15 protein-coding genes are annotated in these 20527 nt (G+C 68.0%); 11 read left to right on the forward strand and 4 right to left on the reverse strand.

The window, feature by feature from the left end; genetic code table 11:
• Positions 1-98: 98 nt before the first annotated feature.
• From CKO40_RS05875 to CKO40_RS05885, 3 genes are read right to left on the reverse strand one after another with little or no spacing between them, the layout of a single operon-like run.
• The gene (locus CKO40_RS05875; RefSeq protein WP_200345269.1) at positions 99-1730 is read right to left on the reverse strand and encodes a DUF4340 domain-containing protein; all 1632 of its coding nucleotides are present in this window, start codon (positions 1728-1730) and stop codon (positions 99-101) included.
• A 3-nt stretch (positions 1731-1733) separates the two neighbouring features.
• Positions 1734-4736, reverse strand: coding sequence for a Gldg family protein (locus CKO40_RS05880; protein WP_200345270.1), 3003 nt, complete (start codon positions 4734-4736; stop codon positions 1734-1736).
• Entirely contained in the window at positions 4729-5781 is a 1053-nt protein-coding gene (locus tag CKO40_RS05885) for an ABC transporter ATP-binding protein (protein ID WP_200345271.1), read from the reverse strand. The genes CKO40_RS05880 and CKO40_RS05885 overlap by 8 nt, the downstream gene beginning before the upstream one ends.
• Positions 5782-6376: 595 nt before the next feature.
• Here CKO40_RS05885 and CKO40_RS05890 point away from each other — a divergent pair.
• The 3 genes from CKO40_RS05890 (at position 6377) to CKO40_RS05900 (ending at position 13426) form a co-directional block, all read left to right on the forward strand.
• Positions 6377-7354, forward strand: a complete 978-nt coding sequence (locus tag CKO40_RS05890) for a diguanylate cyclase domain-containing protein (RefSeq protein ID WP_200345272.1) — start codon at positions 6377-6379, stop codon at positions 7352-7354.
• Complete coding sequence (locus CKO40_RS05895) at positions 7351-8808, forward strand: replication-associated recombination protein A (protein ID WP_200345273.1); 1458 nt, start codon at positions 7351-7353, stop codon at positions 8806-8808. The genes CKO40_RS05890 and CKO40_RS05895 overlap by 4 nt, the downstream gene beginning before the upstream one ends.
• A gap of 109 nt (positions 8809-8917) precedes the next feature.
• Positions 8918-13426 carry a hypothetical protein gene (locus CKO40_RS05900; protein WP_200345274.1) on the forward strand — a complete coding sequence of 1503 codons (4509 nt, stop codon included), beginning with the start codon at positions 8918-8920 and terminating at the stop codon, positions 13424-13426.
• Positions 13427-13628: 202 nt separating this feature from the next.
• Here the strand turns inward: CKO40_RS05900 and CKO40_RS05905 are convergent, their stop codons facing one another.
• Positions 13629-13973, reverse strand: a complete 345-nt coding sequence (locus CKO40_RS05905) for a tetratricopeptide repeat protein (RefSeq protein WP_200345364.1) — start codon at positions 13971-13973, stop codon at positions 13629-13631.
• Here CKO40_RS05905 and CKO40_RS05910 point away from each other — a divergent pair.
• The 8 genes from CKO40_RS05910 to CKO40_RS05945 all read left to right on the forward strand — a co-directional run bounded on the left by CKO40_RS05910 (position 13956) and on the right by CKO40_RS05945 (position 20427).
• Positions 13956-14297, forward strand: a complete 342-nt coding sequence (locus CKO40_RS05910) for a hypothetical protein (protein WP_200345275.1) — start codon at positions 13956-13958, stop codon at positions 14295-14297. The two genes, CKO40_RS05905 and CKO40_RS05910, sit on opposite strands and share 18 nt — an antisense overlap.
• A 609-nt stretch (positions 14298-14906) precedes the next feature.
• Positions 14907-15281: a fluoride efflux transporter CrcB gene (gene crcB, locus CKO40_RS05915; protein ID WP_200345276.1), complete on the forward strand. Its 375-nt coding sequence runs from the start codon at positions 14907-14909 to the stop codon at positions 15279-15281.
• Positions 15278-15679, forward strand: a complete 402-nt coding sequence (locus tag CKO40_RS05920; RefSeq protein ID WP_200345277.1) for a DUF190 domain-containing protein — start codon at positions 15278-15280, stop codon at positions 15677-15679. Before crcB ends, CKO40_RS05920 begins: the two co-directional genes overlap by 4 nt.
• Positions 15680-15823: 144 nt before the next feature.
• Positions 15824-17113 (forward strand): serine--tRNA ligase, encoded by a 1290-nt coding sequence (gene serS / locus CKO40_RS05925; protein ID WP_200345278.1) that lies wholly within the window; start codon positions 15824-15826, stop codon positions 17111-17113.
• 248 nt (positions 17114-17361) lie between these two features.
• The gene (locus CKO40_RS05930; RefSeq protein WP_200345279.1) at positions 17362-17715 is read left to right on the forward strand and encodes a DUF4870 family protein; all 354 of its coding nucleotides are present in this window, start codon (positions 17362-17364) and stop codon (positions 17713-17715) included.
• A 100-nt stretch (positions 17716-17815) separates the two neighbouring features.
• A complete protein-coding gene (locus tag CKO40_RS05935; protein ID WP_242476855.1) occupies positions 17816-18955 on the forward strand; it encodes an aminotransferase class I/II-fold pyridoxal phosphate-dependent enzyme in 1140 nt (379 codons plus the stop codon).
• A 74-nt stretch (positions 18956-19029) separates the two neighbouring features.
• Positions 19030-19761 carry a PD-(D/E)XK nuclease domain-containing protein gene (locus tag CKO40_RS25115; protein WP_200345281.1) on the forward strand — a complete coding sequence of 244 codons (732 nt, stop codon included), beginning with the start codon at positions 19030-19032 and terminating at the stop codon, positions 19759-19761.
• A gap of 192 nt (positions 19762-19953) precedes the next feature.
• Positions 19954-20427: a Uma2 family endonuclease gene (locus tag CKO40_RS05945; RefSeq protein WP_200345282.1), complete on the forward strand. Its 474-nt coding sequence runs from the start codon at positions 19954-19956 to the stop codon at positions 20425-20427.
• The last annotated feature ends 100 nt before the right edge of the window (positions 20428-20527 follow it).

Below are 20527 nucleotides of genomic sequence, written 5' to 3' on the forward strand. Positions count from 1 at the left end.
ACGCGATGAGCGCTGCACATTAGGCCGAGCCGGAGAGCGATCGCGTCGGCGGCTTCCGAGCATCGGCCCAGGGAGGGCCGATGCCGGCGCCGTTCCTGTCACCGCCAGCCGGGAGGTGGGGTACGCTGCGGTGGAGTCTGCGGCGGCCAATGCGGTTGCGGCGGTGGCGCGTAGCGCTGCTGATAAGGCCAGGGCGCTCGCGGTGCGGGTCCGCTCGGGCGTGCCGGCTGCTGGGTCGCTCGCTGTTGCTCGCTCCCGCCGTCACCCTGATCCGCGGCGCCGTCGCTGTCCGGCGTCGCGGTGCTGGCTGTCTCGGCATCCTCTTGCGTTGGCACAGCGGGCGCCTGGGTCGTTGGCGCCGGCGTTGTTGGCACCTGCGTGGCTGGCGCCGATGGTGGTGACCGGTCCGGCGGCAACGGTTGCGCTGCCGGCGCCGCGACACCTCCGGCAGCTGCGGCAGGCTCGGCACTGGCTGCCTCGGCTGGCGGCGCCCCCTGGTTGTCCATCGCGGGCTGTGCAGCACCGGCCGCCGACGATGGCGCCCGCTCGCTGTGCCCTGTCTGGGCCGTTGTCGACTCGGCCTGTTCATGTCCCTCTACGGACGCAGCCTGTCCTTGATCGCGTGCGTCGCCGATGTCCTCCTGCTTCTCCTCTGCCATCGGACCCGCGCCGGGGCTGCCGCCCTCTGGGTCGGTCGGTGGCTGCGCCGCGCCTTCAGCGCCGGCAGCAGCGGCTGCCTCGTCCGATGCCTCATCCGATACGGTTAGTGCCTCCGGGCCGACCTCGAGCACGCCATCGAGATCATACTCGGTGAGTTCGTAACGGCGCGGATCGGGGCCGGTGCGAAGCAGGAACCCTCCTTGATCGTCTTCGCTGATCTGGCGCAGGTGGGTGCTGCCGTCCTCCAGCCCGATCTGCAGCGAGAGGCTCGGCTCGGTCGCTGGGTGCCCCTGTTCCGATGCGATCTGGACGCCCTGATAATTCAGATTGGCGACCCGCCGCACGAAGGCCTTGACCTCGGCCTCGTCGAGCGCGCGCTCGTCGCCGGCAATCTGCCAGCCCGCGTCGCCGCGCTCCAGCGTCCAGTCATCGGTGCGGATGCGGGTGATCGCCTCAGCGTCCAGGCGCAGCTGGTCACGACGCACCCAGTCATCGCCGTCGCTGCTGATCTGAAACCCCGCGAGCGGCAGGTCATAGACCGCCTCCTCCCCGGCAACACGCCCGTAGAGGCGCCGAAAGCCGGGCGACTCGCCGGTGAGCAGCTCGGCGAGCAGGCCGCGCTCGCCGAGCAGCCTGATCCGAGCGCCGGCGTTGTCGTCGGCGACCTCGAGGCGGCGCCTGGACTCGGCGCTGGCGGCGACCGGGATCGACCGCGGCAGCTTGCTGAGCTGCACGAGCAGTCGCTCGACCTTGTCCGGATCGGCCGGGAACCCATCGAGCGCCGGCAGCGCCCAGCCCTCGGCCTGCCTGCTCAGACGCAACGTTTGACCGTCGGAGACGATCTCGATGGTGCTCACCTGCTCCGGCGAGAACCGGAGCAACGATTCGTCGGGCGCGGCTCGTTGCCATCCTTGGGCGGCGAGGAACAGCGCGATACCCAACTGGATCAGCAACAGGCCGACCAGTCCGATCACCGGCGGGCTCTTCAGCGCCTTGCGCCAGCTCGGCTGCAGGCGACCGAAGGGATTGGTGAAACGTCCCCGGCGCTCATTCGATGCATTCGTTGCCATGGCTCAACCCTCCAGCATCCTGGCTAGCCGCCGCTCACGCCGTCGCCGCAGCGAGCGGTGCAGCGCGTAGACCAGTCCCAGGCCGCCCAACGCAAGCAGGTAATTCAGGGATTCCAGCAGGATGCGCTGCTCGCGGCCGACCGGCTCGAGCAGCCTCCCGTACTGGCCTCGGCCGCGCAGCGCGAGCAGGCCACGGTCTTCGAGCGACCAGTCGATCGCGTTCTGGATCAGCGTCAGCGGTGCACGGTAGCGGCTCTGGGTCGCCTCGGTCGCCAGCGTGATCGCGGTGTCGGACAGGAAGCTCGACGAGCCGAGCAGGATCAGCCGCGCCGACGCCGGCGAATGGTCGACCACCGTCGAGATCATCGGCTGAGCGGGCGCTGCGGGCTCCTCAGTGCCGCCGTCCGCCGATGCGCCGCCCTGCCCTTGGCCCGCGGAGGCCTCTGCTCGGTCGCCGGGCCCCACCGGCTCGCCATCGGTAGGCTCGCCATCGGTATCGCTGGACGGACCACCGCCGTCCTCATGATCGACCAGCAAGGGCGAAGGCTGGTCGCTGAATGCAGACTCGAACCGTCCCTCGAGCACGACCCCCATCAGCTTGCGCCCGGTGTCCTCGCCGCGCGGGAAGCCCAGGTCCGGATAGGTCTCGAGGTCGGGCTGGACATCGGTCGCATCGCGGGTCCAGGCCGCCGGCGACGACTCGATGAGTCGCGTGACCTTGTGGGCTTCCGCCGTCTCTGGGTCGAGGCTGATCGGCGCGGCCCAGGTCAAGGTGAGCTGATCCATGCCTGCGGTGATCCCGGCGTCGTCGGACAGGCCATCCTCGCGCACATCGGGGAAGTAGGGATAGGGCAGCATCTGCAGCTCCTCGACCAGGAAACCGCCGAGGCGACGCTGTACCGGAATCGGGAACGGGGTGTTCTGGGGATCGAGGACCAGGCCGGGACCGAGGGTCACGCCGAGGTCCGCGAGCCAGTCCTCGAGCCCGGTCGTCAGCGGCTGCGCCCTGATCTGGCCGCCGCCGAGCTCGACGTCCAGGCTGGAGGTGGCGAGGATGACGGTTCCACCCTGCATCAGGAACTGGTCGATCGCGAAGCGCTGGCGCGCGTCGAGCTCCTGCGGCGCGAGTACGAGCAGCAGGTCGGTCTGCTCCGGCACCTGTCCACTGCGCAGGTCGGTGCGTTCGACCTTGAACCCCTCGCGCAGCACCTCCTCGAGCAGGCTGTAGTCGGAAGCGCCGGCGCCCAGATTGCCGCCCATGCCGCCGAGCCCCGCCATACTCGGCCCCGCTTCCGGCTGATACAGTGCGATGGTGCGCAGCACGCCCGGGGTGAAGCGCTTGATCGCGGCTCGCAGGCCGCGACGCAATCCAGCCGCGTCGAGCTGCTCTGGCAGCGCGATCGGGACCGCCTGCTCGCCTTGCTCGAGCACCAGGCCGAAATGGAACGGCTGCGGGTCGAGCAGATCCAGGATCAGCGGCTGCAGCCCGAAGCGCTGGGCGATCTCCTCCTCCAGCGCCGGGTCGCCGGCCGGGTCGATGAGCTTCCAGCTGAATTGGCCGTTCGACTCGGCCTGCAATTCCTCGAGCACGGTCTCAAGCTCGCTGCGCAGCTCGGGCAGCGGCTCGGGCAGCACGTCGGGATCGGAGACATAGGCGGTCAGCCGCAGCGGCTCGCTGATGCCGGCGAACAGATCGCCGCCACCCTGCCAGCCGTAGAGCGCCTTCTTGATCGCCCGGGTGATGTCGTACTCGGGGTTGCGCAGCGCGACCTCGAGGTCGGTCTCGCCGCGCACCTTGACGTCGATCAGGTCTTGGAAACCGAGCACCTCGTCGCTGTCGCCGTACTTGACCAGGATGTCGAAGTACGAGTTGACCACCCCGGCTTGGTACTTGCTGGCGGTCTGGAAGGCGACCGGCCGGATGCCGTACTGCTCGCCGGCCTCGCGCTCGAGGTCGGGGTCATCGTGGGGATCGACCAGTTCGACGATCACGCGGCCGTTGCCGGCCGCCTCGTACTCGCGCAGCAGATCGCGCAGTCTCGGCACCAGCGGCGCCAGCAGCGGATGGGTCTCGTCACTGAAGTAGCCGCGGATCAGCAGCGGCTCCTGCAGTTGATCGAGATAGGTCTTGGTGGTCTCTGAGAGCGTATAGACCGAGCCGCGCGTCAGGTCGGCGCGCACGCCATCGATCTGATGCAGCCAAAGGTTGGCGGCGAGCAGATTGGCCGCTGCCAGGCCAGTCAGCAGGGTCCAGCGGTGATGGGCCATGCGCCGGTCGCTGTCGGCGGCCCAGCGCAGGCGTTCGAGCCAGTCGACGGTCAGGATCAGGAAGGCGCCGACCAGGCTCAGGTAATAGTAGAGGTCGCGCAGGTCGATCACACCGCGCGTGATCGATTCGAAGCGCGAGCCCGAGCCGATCAGCCGCAGCACCTCGCCGCCGGCATGCCCGACCAGGTTGGTCAGCGCCGGCGAGCCGATCAGATAGAACAGCGCCGCGACCAGGGTGGTGCCGATCAGCGCGACGATCGGATTATCGGTTCGCGCCGAGACGAACAGCCCGATCGCGATATAGGCGGCCGCGAGCAGCAGGGTCGCGAGATAGGCGCCGAGTACCGGGCCCCAGTCCAGCGGCCCGAGGAAGGCGACCGTGAGCGGCAGTGGCAGGGTCAGCGCCAGCGCGATCGCGACCAGCGCCCAGGCGGCGAGGAACTTGCCGAGCACCAGCCGCCAGGTCGGCACCGGCAGCGTCGCCAATAGCTCGAGGGTGCCGGCCCGGCGCTCCTCGCTCCACAGGCGCATCGTCAGCGCCGCCGCCAGGAAGATCAGCAGCACCGGCATCCAGTCGAACAGCGGCCGGGTGTCGGCGATGTTGCGCGAGAAGAAGGCCTCAACCCAGAAGAACACGAACAGGCAGGCGGCCAGGAAGGCGCCGATGAACAGGTAGGCGACCGGCGAGCCGAAGAACGAGGACAGCTCTTTGCGGGTGGTGCGCAGGATGTCAGCCATGGGTCGAGTCCTCCGTGGCCGCGGCAGCATCATCGGGCTCGGTCTCGGGGTCGTCTGTCCCGTCGGGCGGGTCGGCCGCGGGGGCGCCGGCCGAGTCCGCGGATGCCGCATCGGCAGTGAGCTCCGAGCCGCCTGCGGAGATGGTGCCGAACAGCGCCTCGAGGTCACGGCGCTCGGGGGTCAGCTGGTACAGCGCCCAGCCCTTTTCGGCCGCGGTCTGCGCGACCAGCGGTGCAAGCCGGCGCGCATCGTCGGTCTCCAGCGCGAAGCGGCGGTGCGCACCGGCGTCGCCCAGATGGGCGACGCCGCTGACGCCGGTCAACGCCGACAGGGTCTCGTTCACCTCCGATAGCGGACGGTCGAGGGTCACGAGCAGCCGGGGCGCGTCACCGAGGGCGTCGAGCCGACGGTCCAGCGCCAGCCGACCGCCGCGCATGATCAGCACCCGCGAGCAGACCGCTTCGACCTCTTGCAGGATGTGGGTCGAGATGATCACCGTTGCCTGCCGCGCCAGCTCGCGGATCAGCGCGCGCATGTGCTGGATCTGCGATGGGTCGAGACCGTTGGTCGGCTCGTCCAGGATCAGGATCGGCGGCTCGTGCAGGATCGCCTGCGCCACCCCGAGCCGCTGCCGGTAGCCACGGGACAGGGTTGCGACTGGGGCCATGGCCTTGGCGCCGAGCTCGGTGCGCTCGACGGCGCGGCTGATCGCATCGGCGCGGTGCCGCGGCGGGATGCCGTGCAGGGTCGCGTGATACTCCAGGTGCTCGAGCACGCTCAGGTCCGGGTAGAGCGGGCAGTTCTCGGGTAGATAACCGATCCGGCGCTGCGCCTCGCGGCGGCGGTTGGCCAGATCCAACTCATCGATCGCGATCTGCCCGCTGCTCGGCTCCAGGAAACCGGTGAGCATCTTCATGATGGTGGTCTTGCCGGCCCCATTGTGGCCGAGCAGGCCGACGATCTCGCGCCGGCCGATCGCGAACGACACCCGATCCACCGCCTTCAGGGTGCCGTAGCTGCGGCTGATCTCTTGTGCCTCGATCATCCGTTACTCCGATACGGTGTTGGGATTGCCGGACGAGGCCCGCGTCGTGCTGGGTGATGGATGCGGGAGCCGGCGAGCGGCGGTATTGCACTGCACTTGAGCAGTGCTGTGCAACTATTACCGTGAATCACGCGAAATGCATCGTCCGGGGTAGCACCATGCTATGAGTGTTAGCGCGCTGTGGGCGGCCACGTCATGGCGCCGCCCGGTCATGAAGCACTCCGATCAGGGGCTCCCACGCTATACTTGCCGACCGAATTTGTCCTGGGGGAGCCTGCACTTGGGGGCTCTTGGGTGCGTGGTGACAAGCGGGAAGCGCGTGCGGTGAGTGATGTGGGTATATAGCGAACGGCCGGTTCTCGATCTGATCCCGAGGGTGCGCGGGATGCTGATCTGCAGCAAGAGGCGAAGGCGGCAGTTGCCGCCTTTGGCTCCCGCGCAACCGGGTCAGTGGGCCTTGAAGGCGGCGCGCTCGGGGCATCGTGAGCGGCATCGACGTCCTCGACCGATCCGGCGAGCCTTATTTCGAGCGCGAGTTCGGTCAGCCCTATCTGCCGAGGCCGAGTGATATCGCCCCGGTCTCGAGTCCTCAGTGATGGGTGGTTGGATTGCCATGCGGCCCATCGCGAGCCTCGGAGGCAAGGCCTCACCGCTGAGTCTCAGGCTGCTGCTGGTGATCATCGTCAGCAGCTCGCTGTTGACGCTGGTTCTGACCGCGATCCAGCTCGCGCTCGAGTATCGGGCCGATGTCGAGTACATCGAGCTGCGCCTCGAAGAAATCGAGATCAGCTATCTGGATTCGCTCACCCAAAGCCTGTGGAACTTGAACGAGGAACAGTATCGCGTCCAGCTCAAGGGCATCCTGAGCCTGCAGGACGTGGTCTACGTCGAGATTCGCGACCCGGAAGGCACCCTGATCGCAGCCGAAGGTGAGCCATTGACAAGCTCAGCAATCATCAATCGAGTCAGGTTAGAGGCCGAGAACTTCGGTCAGGAGATTCTGATCGGTGAGCTCGCGATCTTTGCGAGTCTCGAGCGCGTCTATCGGAATCTGCTCTATCGCGGACTGGTCATCCTGCTCAGCCAGGCGATCAAGACGATCCTGATCTCGACGGTCATCATCCTGGCCTTCTATTACCTGGTTGCCCGCCACGTGCGCTTCATCGCCGATTACCTCAAGCGACTCGATGTGCGCTCCGACGAGCGGCTCGCGCTCGCGCGCCGGTGGCGGATTGGCCGTAGCAAGGACGAGCTGGATGTTGTGACCGAGGCGATCAACGAGATGAAGGAGGCGCTGCGTGCGAGCTACGAGCGTATCCACCAGCTCAACGCCGGTCTCGAATCCAAGGTCGCGGCCCGCACCCGAGAACTGGAGCGCGTTCGGGCGAACGTCGAGGCGTTGGCGATCCCGCACGCGGAATCATCGACGGCCCCGGTGCTCACGGTCAGCATCGGCTGTGTCAGCGAGACGCCCACCAGCACATCCGGCCCCGAAGAGCTGGTCGCCCAGGCTGATCAGCTCTTGTATCGCGCCAAGCAGCAAGGCCGCAACCGCGTCCTATGCAACCCATGACCCAAATCGGCGCGGAAGTGGCGGATTCCGCCCAGACGCCACTGGCCGAGCGTATGCGTCCGCGCCGGCTCGATGAGGTCGTCGGCCAGATGCACCTGCTTGCCGCGGGACGGCCGCTGCGCCACGCGATCAGCGGCGATCGCCCGCACTCGCTGATCTTCTGGGGACCGCCCGGCACCGGCAAGACGACCTTGGCGCGGCTCATCGCCCGGCACACCGACAGCCGCTTCCTGGCGGTGTCGGCGGTGCTCGCCGGGGTCAAGGACGTCCGGGCCGCGGTCGAGCAGGCGCAGCAGACGCGGGCGCGCGAGCAGCGTGGCACCATCCTGTTCATCGACGAGGTCCACCGCTTCAACAAGGCCCAGCAGGACGCCTTCCTACCGCATGTGGAAGACGGGACGCTGGTGTTCATCGGCGCGACGACCGAGAATCCATCGTTCGCACTCAACGATGCGCTGTTGTCGCGGGCCCGCATCTATCCGTTGAAGCCGCTCGAGGCCGCGGACCTAGAGCGTCTTGCCGATCGCGCGCTCACCGATGCCGAGCGCGGCCTTGCTGGTGCTGACCGCGAGCCGCTCGCCATCGATGCCGACGCCCGCGCGCTGCTGGCCCAGGCGGCCGATGGCGATGCACGGCGCCTGCTGAACCTGCTCGAGCTCGCCGCCGACCTCGCCACCGATGTCGCAGATAACCCAGCCGGCGCGCCGGTCACAACCGGCGCCGAACCTGAAGCGGGTTCCGACGCCGCGCCCGGTCCTGACCCCACGTTTGCGGCTAGACAAGCCGAGCCCGGGCGCATCTGCGTGGAGATTGCTCGGCAAGTCGTCGAGGGTGGGGTGCGCCGCTTCGACAAGGGCGGTGACGCGTTCCACGACCAGACCTCGGCGCTGCACAAATCGGTGCGCGGATCGGCGCCTGACGCCGCGCTCTACTGGCTCGCGCGCATGATCGACGGCGGCTGCGATCCGCTCTACATCGCGCGGCGGTTGGTGCGAATGGCGAGCGAGGACATCGGCAACGCCGATCCGCGCGCGCTCGATCTGGCGCTGAATGCCTGGGAGGCCCAGCGCCGGCTCGGCAGCCCCGAGGGCGAGCTGGCGCTGGCGCAGGCCACGGTCTACCTGGCCGCCGCGGCTAAGAGCAACGCGGTCTACAACGCCTGGAATCAAGCCCTGAAGGATGCCCGCCAGCACGGCTCGCTGGAGGTGCCGGTGGATCTGCGCAACGCGCCGACGCGGCTGATGAAGGAGCTCGGCTACGGCCACGCCTACCGCTACGCCCATGATGAGCCGGACGCCTATGCGGCCGGCGAGCGCTACTTCCCGGACGGCATGACTCAGCGCCGTTACTACCAGCCGGTCGAGCGCGGCCTCGAGGTCCGGATCAAGGAGAAGCTCGCGCGGCTCGCTGAGCTGGACGAGGCGGCCGCCAAGGACCGGCCGCCCCGCCGATAGCCTGGCCAGATCGTTTGCCGTCGCCGGACGGTTGTGCGCTCGAGAGAGACCCTCTAGCATCCAGCCGACAGGTCGTACCGCTGCTCCGTTCGAGCCGGGAGCCCACCCGATGGAAACTCAGCGATCCTTGAGCGCGTGGCTTCGCACTGCGTTGACCCTGCTGCTTGCGGCAGTGGCTTTAGTCGCGACGGTTGGCGCGAACGGCGAGCCGGCTGCGATCCCGGCTCCCTTGGAGCCCTGGGTCGACTGGGTGCTAGAGGATGATGACGAGCGGGCCTGCTCGCTCGATGGCGCGGGCGCTGGCGAGCGGGTCTGTGCCTGGCCGGGGGTTCTGCGTCTCGATCTCGACACTGACGGTGGACAGTTCGAGCAGGAGTGGACCCTGCAAGCCGAGCATTGGGTCCCGCTCCCCGGCGGTATCGGTCAGTGGCCGCAGCAGGTCAGCATCGACGGCGAGCCGGCGGCCGTCGTCGAGCGTGACGGCCGGCCGTCGGTTCGCGTCGACCCCGGCGAGCGACGGATCAGCGGCCGCTTTGCCTGGCCACGACGACCGGATGTGCTGAAGCTGCCGCCCGAGATCGCGTTGATCTCGCTGCGGCTCGACGGCGCGCCGGTGTCCCCGCTGCGTTTCGACCAGGGCCGTGGGGACCAGGGCCGTGGGGAACGTCGCGGCGGGCTTTGGCTCGGGGGTCAGCCGCCGCGGCCGCAGACCGGCGAGGCGGAGCGTCTGAGCCTCGAGGTCGCCCGGCGGATCGAGGACGGGGTGCCGCTGCGGGTGCAGACGCGCCTGATGCTCGACGTTGCCGGCCCGCCGCGAGAGGTCCTGCTGGGCCCGGTGCTGCTGCCCGGCGGCATCCCGCTGCGGCTCGAGAGCCCGCTGCCGGCCCGGCTGGTCCGGTCCGAGGAGCGCGCTCGCGGGCGCTCCCGCGCTGGCGCCGACGGTGGAGCGCCAACGCGCTCGGGAACCGGTGTTCCAACCGGCGCTGCGACGGTTCCGGAGACGGCCTCTGAGCCCGCGCCGGACCCCGCCGCGGCGCCTGCTGGCGCGGCGCGCGCCGACGAGCCCACTGCGCAGCCGGAACCCGACGCAGCCGAGCCGGCCTTCCTGCAGGTCCAGGTTCGTCCCGGCCGATGGCTCCTGGGCATCGAGACCCATCATCCGGGTCCGGTCGACGCGCTGCGATTGTCCGAGTCCGAGTCAGTGCCCGAGTCAGTGCCCGAGCCGGCGCCGCGCGCCGACTGGCCGAAGCAGGAGGTCTGGGTCTTCGCCGCCCGGCCGGACCTGCGCCAGGTCACCCTTCACGGCGGTCAGCCGATCGACCCGCGCCAGGCGCGCATCCCTGAGGACTGGCGGCAGCTGCCGACCCTGCTGATGCGGCCCGGCGAGACGCTGCGGCTCGAGCAACAGCGGCGAGGGGCGGCGGGCAGCGACCGGGTGCGTTTGCACCGAACCTTGCGGTTGGACTTCGACGGGGCCGGGTTCAGCGTTCGGGATCGGTTGTCGGGCCGGCTCGAGGTCCGAAGCCGCCTGGAAGCCGAGCCATCGATGGCGCTTGGTCAGGTGCGCGTTGATGACGAGCCGCGCCTGATCACCCGGTTGCCGGAGCCCGACGCGCCGGAAGGGGTGGAGGTGCGCCCTGGGCCGCTCGCGATGACCGCCGACGCCCGGCTCGAGACCGGCCCGATCGCGATCCCGCAGACGTTGCCGGCGTCCGGCTGGGCGCTGCCGCTGGCCGAAGCCAGCGCCGAGCTGCTGCTTCCGCCGGGCTGGGACCTGCTCGCCGTGAGCGGGGTCGATAATCTGCCGGATAGCTGGCTCGGCCGCTGGACCCTGCTCGATATCTTCTTGGTGTTGGTCGCCGCATTGGCGGTGGCACGGATCTGGGGCGCTGGCTGGGGGTTGCTGGCGCTTGCGACCCTGGTGCTGACCTGGCAGGAGCCGGGCGCGCCACGCTGGGCCTGGCTGCACCTGATCCTGGCCGCAGCGTTGCTGCGGGCATTGCGCGCGCAACGCAGCGCGAAGACCGATGATGCCCCGCGGCCTCGAGGCCCAGGCTGGCTCCTGAGCCTGGTCCAGGTCTATTTCGGCGCCGCGGTGCTGAGCCTGGCGGTGATCGCGGTGCCGTTCCTCGTGACCGAGATGCGCGACGGCCTGTTTCCGCAGTTGGACCGACAGGGTGCCGGTCTGTTCGGGCTCGTGATGCTCCGTGACGCGACGATGGCATCGGCTCCCAGCCGGCCATCGGGCGCGGTGCGAACCGACCGTTCCGAACTCGACTTGCTCGCAGACGCGGTGCAGCCGCAGGTCTCCGCGCTCGGCGGCGCCGCGCCGTCGAGCCTGCCGGCGGCGAGTCCGCGGCCTAAGCGCCTGCCGACGCTCGACCCGAATGCCCAGGTGCAGACCGGCCCGGGTGTACCCGATTGGACTTGGCGCCGTTACCCGCTCGGCTGGACCGGGCCGCTGGCTGCCGGTCAGCAGCTCGCGCTCTGGCTGCTGCCGCCCGCGGGCTCGCTCGTGCTGGCGTTGCTCGCACTGCTGCTGGTCCCGCTGCTGGCACTGCGCTTGGCGGACCGCTTGCCGCGCCGCTCGGGTGACGCCGCTCGGCCGATGCTGGGTCTTGCGGTCCTGGCGTGCGGTGCTTGGCTCGCCGTGCAGCCCGGTCTCGGCAATGCCGCCGCAGCGGCCGCAGCCGGCGAAACCGCGGCCGCCCAAGACGGAGGCTTTCCGCCGCCGGCATTGCTGGATGCCCTCAAGCAGCGGCTGCTGAAGCCCGCCGACTGCGTGCCGCGCTGCGCCGAGATTGCGCGCATGCAGCTGATGGTCGCCGGGGACCAGCTCCAGTTGGTGCTCGCCGTCGACGCCGCGGCATCGGTCGCGTTGCCCGTCCCGGGCAGGCGAGGGGGCTGGATGCCAACCCTGATCCGACTCAACGGTGAGCCCTGGCAGCGGCTGCGGCGGTCGGGAGATGCGTTGTGGTTGCCGCTTCCGGCGGGCCGGCATCTGCTGCAGCTCAGCGGGCCGCTGCCGGCGTCGGATGCCGTCGTGCTGCCGCTGCCGCTGCGCCCGCGGCTGGTCGATGCCCGGCTCGCGAAGCCCTGGCAGCTGAACGGGCTGAAGGCGAACGGGGTGCCCGGTGATCAACTCGAGCTGAGCCGCACCCCGGCCGCGGGCAGGGCCGACGCGGTGGATGCGGCGACCGGCGCTGGGTCGGGTCGGGAGAGCGATCGCTTTCCGCCGCTGCTGCGCATCATACGGACCTTGCGGTTCGGGCTGGACTGGCAGGTCGAGACCCGGGTCGAGCGCCTCTCGCCGGCGGATGGGCCGGCCAGCCTCAGCCTCGAATTGATCGAGGGTGAGTCGGTCACGACCGACGCTGTGCGCGCCAATGCCGAGGGGGCGTTGATCGCGTTGGGTCCGAGGCAGCGGGCACTGCGATGGAACTCGACCCTGGAGGCTGTCGACCGGTTGACCTTGTCCGCGAGCGAGGCCCCGCGCTTCAGCGAGGAGTGGCGTCTTGCGGTGAGCCCGCTCTGGCATCTGGAGGCCGATGGCGTACCGCCCGTTCAGGCGACGCAAGCCGAGACCGAGCGCTTGCGGGTCTACCGTCCCTGGGCCGGCGAGCAGCTCACCCTGCGAGTCTGGCGGCCCGTTGGCGTGCCGGGGCCGCAGTTGACGCTGGACCGAAGCCTCTATCGCGTCACACCGGGGCGCCGATGGACCGAGGCCCAGCTCGAGCTCGTCGTCCGCAGCACCCGCGGCGGTCGTCACCCGCTCAGGCTGCCGGACGGCGCCGAACTGACGCTGTTCGAGGTCGATGGGCGCTCGAGACCGCTGTCGCTGCAGGCGCCGATGCTCGACCTGCCGCTCGTGCCCGGGGTGCAGCAGATCGAGATCGGCTGGCGCACGCCCGACGGCCTCGCCTGGCGTTATCGGCCCGCCGTGCTCGACCTCGGCATTGCCGGAGTGAATGCCGAGACCCAGGTCCGCCTGCCGGACGATCGCTGGGTCCTGTGGACGAGCGGACCCGGGATCGGGGCGGCGGTCCAGTTCTGGGCCCTGCTCATTGCGCTGGCCGTGCTGGCCTGGCTGCTCGCGCGCTCCCGCCAGACCCCGCTCGGTTTCGTCGATTGGCTGTTGCTCGCGGTCGGCCTGAGCCAGGTGCCGGCCTGGATGGGCGCGCTGGTGGTGCTCTGGCTGTTCGCGCTCGGCTGGCGGCGGCGGCTCGGCGAGGATGTGCAGCCGTGGCGTTTCAACCTGGCCCAGATCGGGCTGGTGCTGCTCAGCATCGCCGCGCTGATCGCGCTGCTCGCGGCGCTGGAGCAGGGCCTGCTGGGTGCGCCGGCGATGCAGATCGCCGGTAACGGCTCCACCGCGAGCCGGCTGCAGTGGTATCTCGATCGTCAACCGGGCGAGACGGCCGCCGTGACCCTGGTCTCGGCGCCGATCTGGGCCTATCGCCTGCTGATGCTGGCCTGGGCGCTCTGGCTCGCATGGCGCCTGACCGGCTGGCTGCGCTGGGGCTGGAATAATCTCATGAGCCCGGTGCCTTGGCGCCCGACGCGGCGCCAGCAGCTCAAGCGTCAGGTCGCGAACGAGAACCTGAGCGTCGATCTGTGACCCGCCTGTTCGGCAGCGGCAGCGGCAGCGGCAGCAACATGGTCTCGCGCGGCAACCGCGGCGTGGACAGATCCGCAAGCCGCCGCTCGAGGCCGCCAAGCAGGATCAGCGAGGGTCGGTTCGCACCGTTGCTGCCAGAGTAGGCCGGCTGATCTTGGCGGCCTGGAGGCACGGCGCAGCGGCCGGAGGTCACGGCACAATCTCACAAGCCGGCCGGCAGCGTGAACGGTTTTGCGACGATGTAGGGCAGCTCTTGATCAAAGGTCCTGGATTGCTCCTGCGCTTCTTTGATCTGCTTGGGAGAGAGCAGGCTGCCGATCTGATCGCGGTCGATCGCGGCCTCACGGTGACCTCGAGCCGCCGCGATGTTGCACCAGGCATAGGCCTCGACGAGGTCTTTGTCGGCGCCGACACCTCGTCTCAACATCGATCCCACTCGGTGCATCGCAACCGTCTCGCCTTGCATCGCTGCAACGCGATACCACTCGAGCGCTTGCTCATAATCCTGGATTACACCGCTTCCGTCCTCATGCAGCACGCCAAGCATGAGCTGAGCTCTGCCGTGGCCTTCCTCGGCCGCCCGGCGCAGCCATTGCGCTGCGCTGGGCAAGGCGGACCGGGCTCCCCGCTGCGCGGAGCGACGGAGCAGCTCCAAGCCTTTGCGATAATGGCGTTCGGCTGGGTCGAGCGCCTGCTCTGTGTCGTCGGCTTCAGCAGCCTCTGGACCCTGAACGACATCGGCGATTTCAGGCTCGGCCGTAGCCGGTTGGTAGCGAACCGCCCAGGTCAGGACGCCGACAGTCAATATCAGGGCGAGGACGCCGCCCCCCACGGCCAATATCAGGAAGCGATCATGAGCGGGGAACCGTGAACGACAGTCTCGGCAGCGGTAAAACCGGCTGAATAGTGGGAGGCTCTGGCGCTTCGGGTCTGAGGCCTTCCAACGGGAAGGGCGGACGTTGGTGCTTCCGCATCGGGGGCACTTCTCAGAGAGCATGGACGGTTGAATCGAAGACAATGGACTTCGGAGCCACAGCTCCCGATAGCGGATAGGCTTCTAAGGACGGAACCAACAGCTGAGAGTAGCGATAGCGAACGGGGTGGTCAACGAAAAGCTCAGGCTGATCTTGGACGCTTTCATGGACAGGTTCTATCAGCGCGAGCCAACCCAGCAGGCGTCGAGACAGAGATTGAGCAATCATCATTGTTATACCCACCGCAAACCGATTGTCGGTTTTCCTCGACCGCTCCGGGTCGCGTCACGGCGCTGGGGGCAGTGATGGGGGGACGCCGTGAATCCCTCCCTTTAGGCTTGACGACGGCCTCCATGCCGCCGACACCCCCGCTCGCCGTCACCCGACCCTCCGCTCTGCCGTGCCGAGCATTGACGTGCTTTGGGTATATTTCGGCAGGAGGCTGGTCGGCGTCTCGAGCTCGGTTAAGATCCGATCAATCGTTGGGCAGACAGAGCGGAGCGGGGATGTTGCAGATCCTGGCAATCGCCGGGGGCGGTGCGCTTGGCGCGGTTGCGCGATTCGGGCTATCAAACGGCGTCTATCGCTGGCTCGGGCGCGACTTTCCTTGGGGCACCTTGACCGTGAATGCGCTGGGCTCTTTTATGATGGGCCTGCTGTTCGTGCTACTGCTCGAACGGGGGCCCTTGGCGCCAGAGCTGCGTGCAGCGGTGATCGTCGGTTTTCTCGGTGCGTTCACGACCTTTTCGACCTTTTCGCTCGAGACCCTGGTCCTGGTCGAGCAGGGCGAGCTCCTTCGGGCGTTGCTAAACATCCTTGCAAGCGTTCTGATCTGCCTGCTGGCTTGTTGGGGCGGCATCGTCATAGCGAGGCTGTTATGAGTGATCTTGACACGGGGCCCGCAGCAGAGACCGATCATGCGCAAACCGATCGTGAAAGGGGTAGCGAGAACAGGCTTGTTTGGGCGACGATGGTAAGGGTGTACCTCACCGAGTCGGACCGCGGCCTGAAGTCGCTGCTGAAATGCCTGCACGATGAGCTTGGCGTGCTGGGGGCAACGGTGACACGCGGCGTGGCGGGCTTTGGCGCGTCGGGGGTGGTCCATAGTGCTGGATTGATGGACCTCGCCACCGACCTTCCGCTCGTGCTCGAGTTCTTCGACCGGCCGGACCGGGCCCGGATCGCGATCGATCGCATCAAGGCGTTCGTTGAACCCAGCCACATCGTCTCCTGGAGCGTGAGCGTTGAATGCGATGATCCGGCTCGGGCTTCGCACTGATCAGGGGCAGAGGGCGCGCTGGCGCGGGCCTCGAGTGCGACGCCGGCGGCCGATGGTGAGCAGGACCTGTCGACCTTGCCCGGCGCCGGATGCGAGGTTGTCGGCGAATCGAGCCCCGGAAATCGACGAGTTGAAAACGACATCATGCTTGACCCGAAACTGCTCCGCGGCGATCTCGACCATGTGACCACGCAGCTCGCGCGCCGCGGGGTGACCCTCGATCGCGCCCGCATCGAGGCGCTCGAGTTGCGCCGCAAGGCGCTGCAGGGCGAGGTCCAGGAGCTGCAGAACCAGCGCAACGTCAAGTCGAAGGCGATCGGCAAGGCCAAGGCCGCCGGCGAGGACATCGAGCCGATCAAGGCCGAGGTCGCCGCCTTCGCCGATCGGCTGAAGGCGATGGACAGCGAGCTCGATCAGATCCAGCAGGAGCTGCGCGAGATCGCGCTCGGCATCCCGAATCTGCCCGATGCGAGCGTCCCGGACGGCGTCGACGAGCGCGCGAACCGGGTCGAGCGGACCTGGGGCGAGCCCCGCGCGTTCGATTTCGAGCCCAAGGATCACGTCGATCTCGGCGTGCCTGCGGGCTGGATCGACTTCGACGCGGCCGCGAAGCTCACCGCGTCGCGCTTCGCGGTGCTGAGTGGACCAGTGGCGCGGCTGCATCGCGCACTGATCCAATTCATGCTCGATCTGCACACCGGCGAGCACGGCTATACCGAGACCTACGTGCCCTATTTGGTCAATGCCGACAGCCTGCAGGGGACCGGGCAGCTGCCGAAGTTCGAAGAGGACCTGTTCCGGGTGCCCGGTCCGGAGCGCGACTTCTATCTGATCCCGACCGCTGAGGTCCCGGTGACCAATCTGGTGCGCGACCAGATCTGCGAGGCCGCGAGCCTGCCGCGCAAATGGGTCGCGCACACGCCCTGCTTCCGCAGCGAGGCCGGCTCCTACGGCAAGGATACCCGCGGCATGATCCGCCAGCACCAGTTCGAGAAGGTCGAGCTGGTGCAGGCGGTGCGCCCGGACGCCTCTTTCGACGCCCTGGAACAGCTGACCGGCCATGCCGAAACGGTCTTGCAGCGGCTCGGGCTGCCCTATCAAGTCGTTACCCTCTGCACCGGCGATCTCGGCTTCTCGGCGGTCAAGACCTATGATCTCGAGGTCTGGCTGCCCGGACAGCAGCGCTACCGCGAGATCTCGTCCTGCTCCTGCTTCGGCGACTTCCAGGCAAGGCGGATGCAGGCGCGCTGGCGCAACCCCGAGACCAATAAGCCCGAGCTGCTGCATACGCTGAACGGCTCCGGACTCGCGGTGGGGCGCACCCTGGTCGCGGTGCTCGAGAACTATCAGCAGGCCGATGGCAGCATCGCGGTGCCGGAGGTCCTGCAGCGCTACATGGGCGGGGCCAGCCGGCTGACGCCGGCAATTGGTTGACGGGCGGAGGCCGTGCGGATGCCGGGCGGAGGCCGGGCCGTTTGTGCGGCTCGGGCGCTCGGCGCCGAAAATTGATGGTCGTGCGCCCGGCTTGCGGACGCGATGAGTCCATCGGCGTCGATCGTTCAGGTAGGTTCCCTCTGGCGATCAGGTGGAACGGTGTCGCGGTTGGGAACTGGTGCGGGCTCTGATAGCCCAGCGGTCCGCAAACGCCGCGCAGTGCTCATCAACAGAACAGGAGCCAGACGATGAATCAGATCGAGCCGAGCACGTCCACGGCGTCCAATGCCAAGGTCGTCTACATCCTCTATCTGGTCAGCATCGTCGTCGGCCTGACCGGGCTGATCGGCGTGATCATGGCCTACGTCTACCGTCAGGATGCCGCCGACTGGCTGCGCAGCCATTATCGGTTCCAGATCCGGACCTTCTGGATCGGGCTGCTCTATGTGCTGGTTGGGATGCTGCTGAGCACGGTCTTCATCGGTTTTCTGATCCTGCTGTTCTGGGTGGTCTGGCTCATCATCCGGTGCGTCAAGGGCCTGCAGCAGCTCGAGCGCGGCGCGCCGGTCAGCGATGTCGAGACCTGGCTCTGGCCTAAATGACCCGAACGCAGCGGAGCGCGAGCCGGGTGAAAGCCACGGCCTGCGCAGGACTCGTTCCGCGCGGGGTGGCAGACTGATGCCGATGCCATTGGCTCAACGCATGGCCATGATCCAGCCCTTCCACGTGATGGAGGTGCTGGCCAAGGCCAAGGCGCTGGAGCAGGCCGGACACGACATCGTCCATCTGGAGATCGGTGAGCCGGATTTCCCGACCCCCGAGCCGATCGTCGCGCGCGCCCAGGCAGCGCTCGCCGCCGGCGAGACCCGCTATACCCCGGCGCAGGGCTTGCCCGAGCTGCGCGCGCTGATCGCCGAGCAGTATCCGCCCGCAGCCCGTCCGGCGCCGGCGCGCGTGGCGGTGGTGCCGGGCTCGTCGGCCGCCTTGCTGGTCGCCTTCGCGCTCCTGCTCGACCCGGGCGACGAGGTGCTGCTCGCCGATCCGGGGTATCCGTGCAACGCCAATTTCATCCATCTGTTCGGCGGCGTGCCGGTCGGCCTCCGGTGCGGGCCGGAGACCGGCTATCAGCCGACGCCGGCGATGATCCGGCAGCACTGGGGCGAGCGCACCCGGGCGTTGCTGCTCGGCTCGCCGGCCAATCCATCCGGCAGCGTCATCGCGCCGGAGGCGATGACCGCCATCGCCGCGGAGGTGCGCGCGCTCGGCGGGACCCTGGTGGTCGACGAGATCTACCACGGGCTGGTCTACGCTGCGCCGGTGCGCTCGGCGCTGCATGACGGCGACGACATCTTCGTCGTCAACAGCTTCTCGAAGTACTATGGCATGACCGGCTGGCGCCTCGGCTGGCTGGTGGCGCCGTCGGCCTATGAGGACGCGGTCGCCCGCCTGTGCCAGAACCTCTTCATCTCGGCGCCGACCGTCGCCCAGCATGCGGCCTTGGCCGCGTTCGAGCCCGCGACCCTGACTGAGCTGGAGCGCCGCCGCGAGGCCTTTCGCGCGCGCCGGGACTTCCTGGTGCCGGCGTTGCGTCAGCTCGGGTTTGATATTCCGATTCTGCCGGGCGGTGCCTTTTACCTCTATGCCGATGTGAGTCGTCTAACCGACGACAGCCAACGACTTGCCGCGGAGTTGCTCGCCGAGGCCGGGGTGGCGCTGACCCCAGGGCGCGATTTCGGCGCCTATCGCCAGGCTGAGCATCTGCGCTTCTCGTATGCGGCGCCGCTGGCGCGGCTGGAAGAGGGCGTCGATCGGCTGCGCCGCTGGCTCGAGCGGCGCGTTTGACGGCGTGCACAGACGCGCCCCGGTGAGCTGCGCATGTGTTTCCCGATCGCTGATTCTCGTATGTTCAACATGATGTGGCATCGCGGCGCCTGGATCGCACGAGCCAGGCTGGGATCATTCCCTGCCTCCGAGGCGAGGTTATCGTCATCCGCCCTGACTTCCTCCTGGCCATCGCCAGTGAAGAGCAGCTCTTCGGCGAGTTCCGTTACCGGCTGCGCTATCCGAGCCTCGAGTTCTACCAAAGCCTGAAGAACAGCCTGCTGCGGCGCTGGACCTCGGATGGGCAGCAGACCCTGGCCAACAAGACGCGGCTCGGCGAGTGCCTGCTAGCGAACGACTTCGCCGGCATGCAGGCGCTGTTCACCGCCTTCTTCGCCAGCATTCCGCACGACTGGTACCGCCACGACCCGATCGCCCAGTACGAGGGCTACTATGCCAGTGTCTTCTATGCCTATTTCGCCAGCCTCGGGCTGGACCTGACGCCAGAGGAAGCGAGCAACGCCGGGCGGCTGGATATGGCGCTGAGCTTCAACCTAGAAACCGCAGTTGGACTGCCGCCAGGGTGCGTTCCGCGTGGTGTCCAGCGAGGCACAACGAGGCGCAATAGTCATTCTATTGCGACGAGTTGTAACGACGCTGGGCGCCGCGCGGGGCGTGCACTGGTGGTCGTAGCGGCCATCACCCACGGGTGCGCCTCAAAAAAGCGCCAGAAGTCTTTTTACTTCAGAAGGTTGCGTGATTCGGGAAGCGGCCAACTGCGGTTTCTAGGTTCAACGGGCAGGTCTACCTGTTCGAGTTCGAGGTGATCGAGCTGCGCCGGAGGGTCGCGCGCTCGAGCAGCTCCAGGCGCGCGGCTATGTCGACGGCTCCTTGAGCGATTCCCGAGCGGACCATTCGAGGCTAGGATGAGGAGCTGATCGTCGACGCCAGTGGTTTCGCTATACTCGTCATCTTCGCACCAGGTAGCCACTTCGCAGCCTCTGCTGGATCTGTAAGCGATGCAATGGTCCGATGTCCTCAATGATCCAAGCCTGCGCGACCTTCCTTACAAGATCGAGCTCGACGCGCTGGGAAGGATCGTGATGAGTCCTGCCTCAAACCGTCACGGCATCCAGCAGGCCAAGCTCGTTCAACTGCTTTCGCGGACGTTCGCCGAGGGCGAGATCGCCACCGAATGTTCGATTGGCACCCACGTCGGGGTCAAGGTCGCGGATGTCGTTTGGATGTCCCCGGAATTCTCGCGGCAGCACGGTGATACCACGCCCTATCCCCAGGCCCCCGAGCTCTGCATCGAGATCCTGTCACCATCGAATTCGCCAACCGAGATCCAAGACAAGGTCCGCATCTACCTAGGCTATGGCGCCCAAGAGGTTTGGACTCTGGCTGAGGATGGCCGGATCAGCCTGTTCGGTCCAGAAGGGCAACGCCCAGCCTCCATCTTCCCGGGCGTGACGGGAGACTTGCGCCTCTAGCCAACCGGCCATCCATTCACCCAAGGGTGAGCATCTGCGGATCTCTTATGCGGCGCCGCTGGCGCGGCTGGAGGAGGGCGTCGATCGGCTGCACCGCTGG

This window comes from Halochromatium glycolicum (genome assembly GCF_016584085.1).
In the GTDB taxonomy this organism is placed as follows: domain Bacteria; phylum Pseudomonadota; class Gammaproteobacteria; order Chromatiales; family Chromatiaceae; genus Lamprobacter; species Lamprobacter glycolicus.

What these genes read in the sequence shown, in the direction of transcription:
- CKO40_RS05930 (WP_200345279.1), top strand. Translation starts at nt 17,362, where the DNA reads ATGAATCAGATCGAGCCGAGCACGTCCACGGCGTCCAATGCCAAGGTC.
- CKO40_RS05885 (WP_200345271.1), bottom strand. Translation starts at nt 5,781, where the DNA reads ATGATCGAGGCACAAGAGATCAGCCGCAGCTACGGCACCCTGAAGGCG.
- CKO40_RS05905 (WP_200345364.1), bottom strand. Translation starts at nt 13,973, where the DNA reads ATGCTTGGCGTGCTGCATGAGGACGGAAGCGGTGTAATCCAGGATTAT.
- CKO40_RS05920 (WP_200345277.1), top strand. Translation starts at nt 15,278, where the DNA reads ATGAGTGATCTTGACACGGGGCCCGCAGCAGAGACCGATCATGCGCAA.
- CKO40_RS05900 (WP_200345274.1), top strand. Translation starts at nt 8,918, where the DNA reads ATGGAAACTCAGCGATCCTTGAGCGCGTGGCTTCGCACTGCGTTGACC.
- serS (WP_200345278.1), top strand. Translation starts at nt 15,824, where the DNA reads ATGCTTGACCCGAAACTGCTCCGCGGCGATCTCGACCATGTGACCACG.
- CKO40_RS05890 (WP_200345272.1), top strand. Translation starts at nt 6,377, where the DNA reads ATGGGTGGTTGGATTGCCATGCGGCCCATCGCGAGCCTCGGAGGCAAG.
- CKO40_RS05910 (WP_200345275.1), top strand. Translation starts at nt 13,956, where the DNA reads ATGCAGCACGCCAAGCATGAGCTGAGCTCTGCCGTGGCCTTCCTCGGC.
- CKO40_RS05875 (WP_200345269.1), bottom strand. Translation starts at nt 1,730, where the DNA reads ATGGCAACGAATGCATCGAATGAGCGCCGGGGACGTTTCACCAATCCC.
- CKO40_RS05880 (WP_200345270.1), bottom strand. Translation starts at nt 4,736, where the DNA reads ATGGCTGACATCCTGCGCACCACCCGCAAAGAGCTGTCCTCGTTCTTC.
- crcB (WP_200345276.1), top strand. Translation starts at nt 14,907, where the DNA reads ATGTTGCAGATCCTGGCAATCGCCGGGGGCGGTGCGCTTGGCGCGGTT.
- CKO40_RS05935 (WP_242476855.1), top strand. Translation starts at nt 17,816, where the DNA reads ATGGCCATGATCCAGCCCTTCCACGTGATGGAGGTGCTGGCCAAGGCC.
- CKO40_RS05945 (WP_200345282.1), top strand. Translation starts at nt 19,954, where the DNA reads ATGCAATGGTCCGATGTCCTCAATGATCCAAGCCTGCGCGACCTTCCT.
- CKO40_RS05895 (WP_200345273.1), top strand. Translation starts at nt 7,351, where the DNA reads ATGACCCAAATCGGCGCGGAAGTGGCGGATTCCGCCCAGACGCCACTG.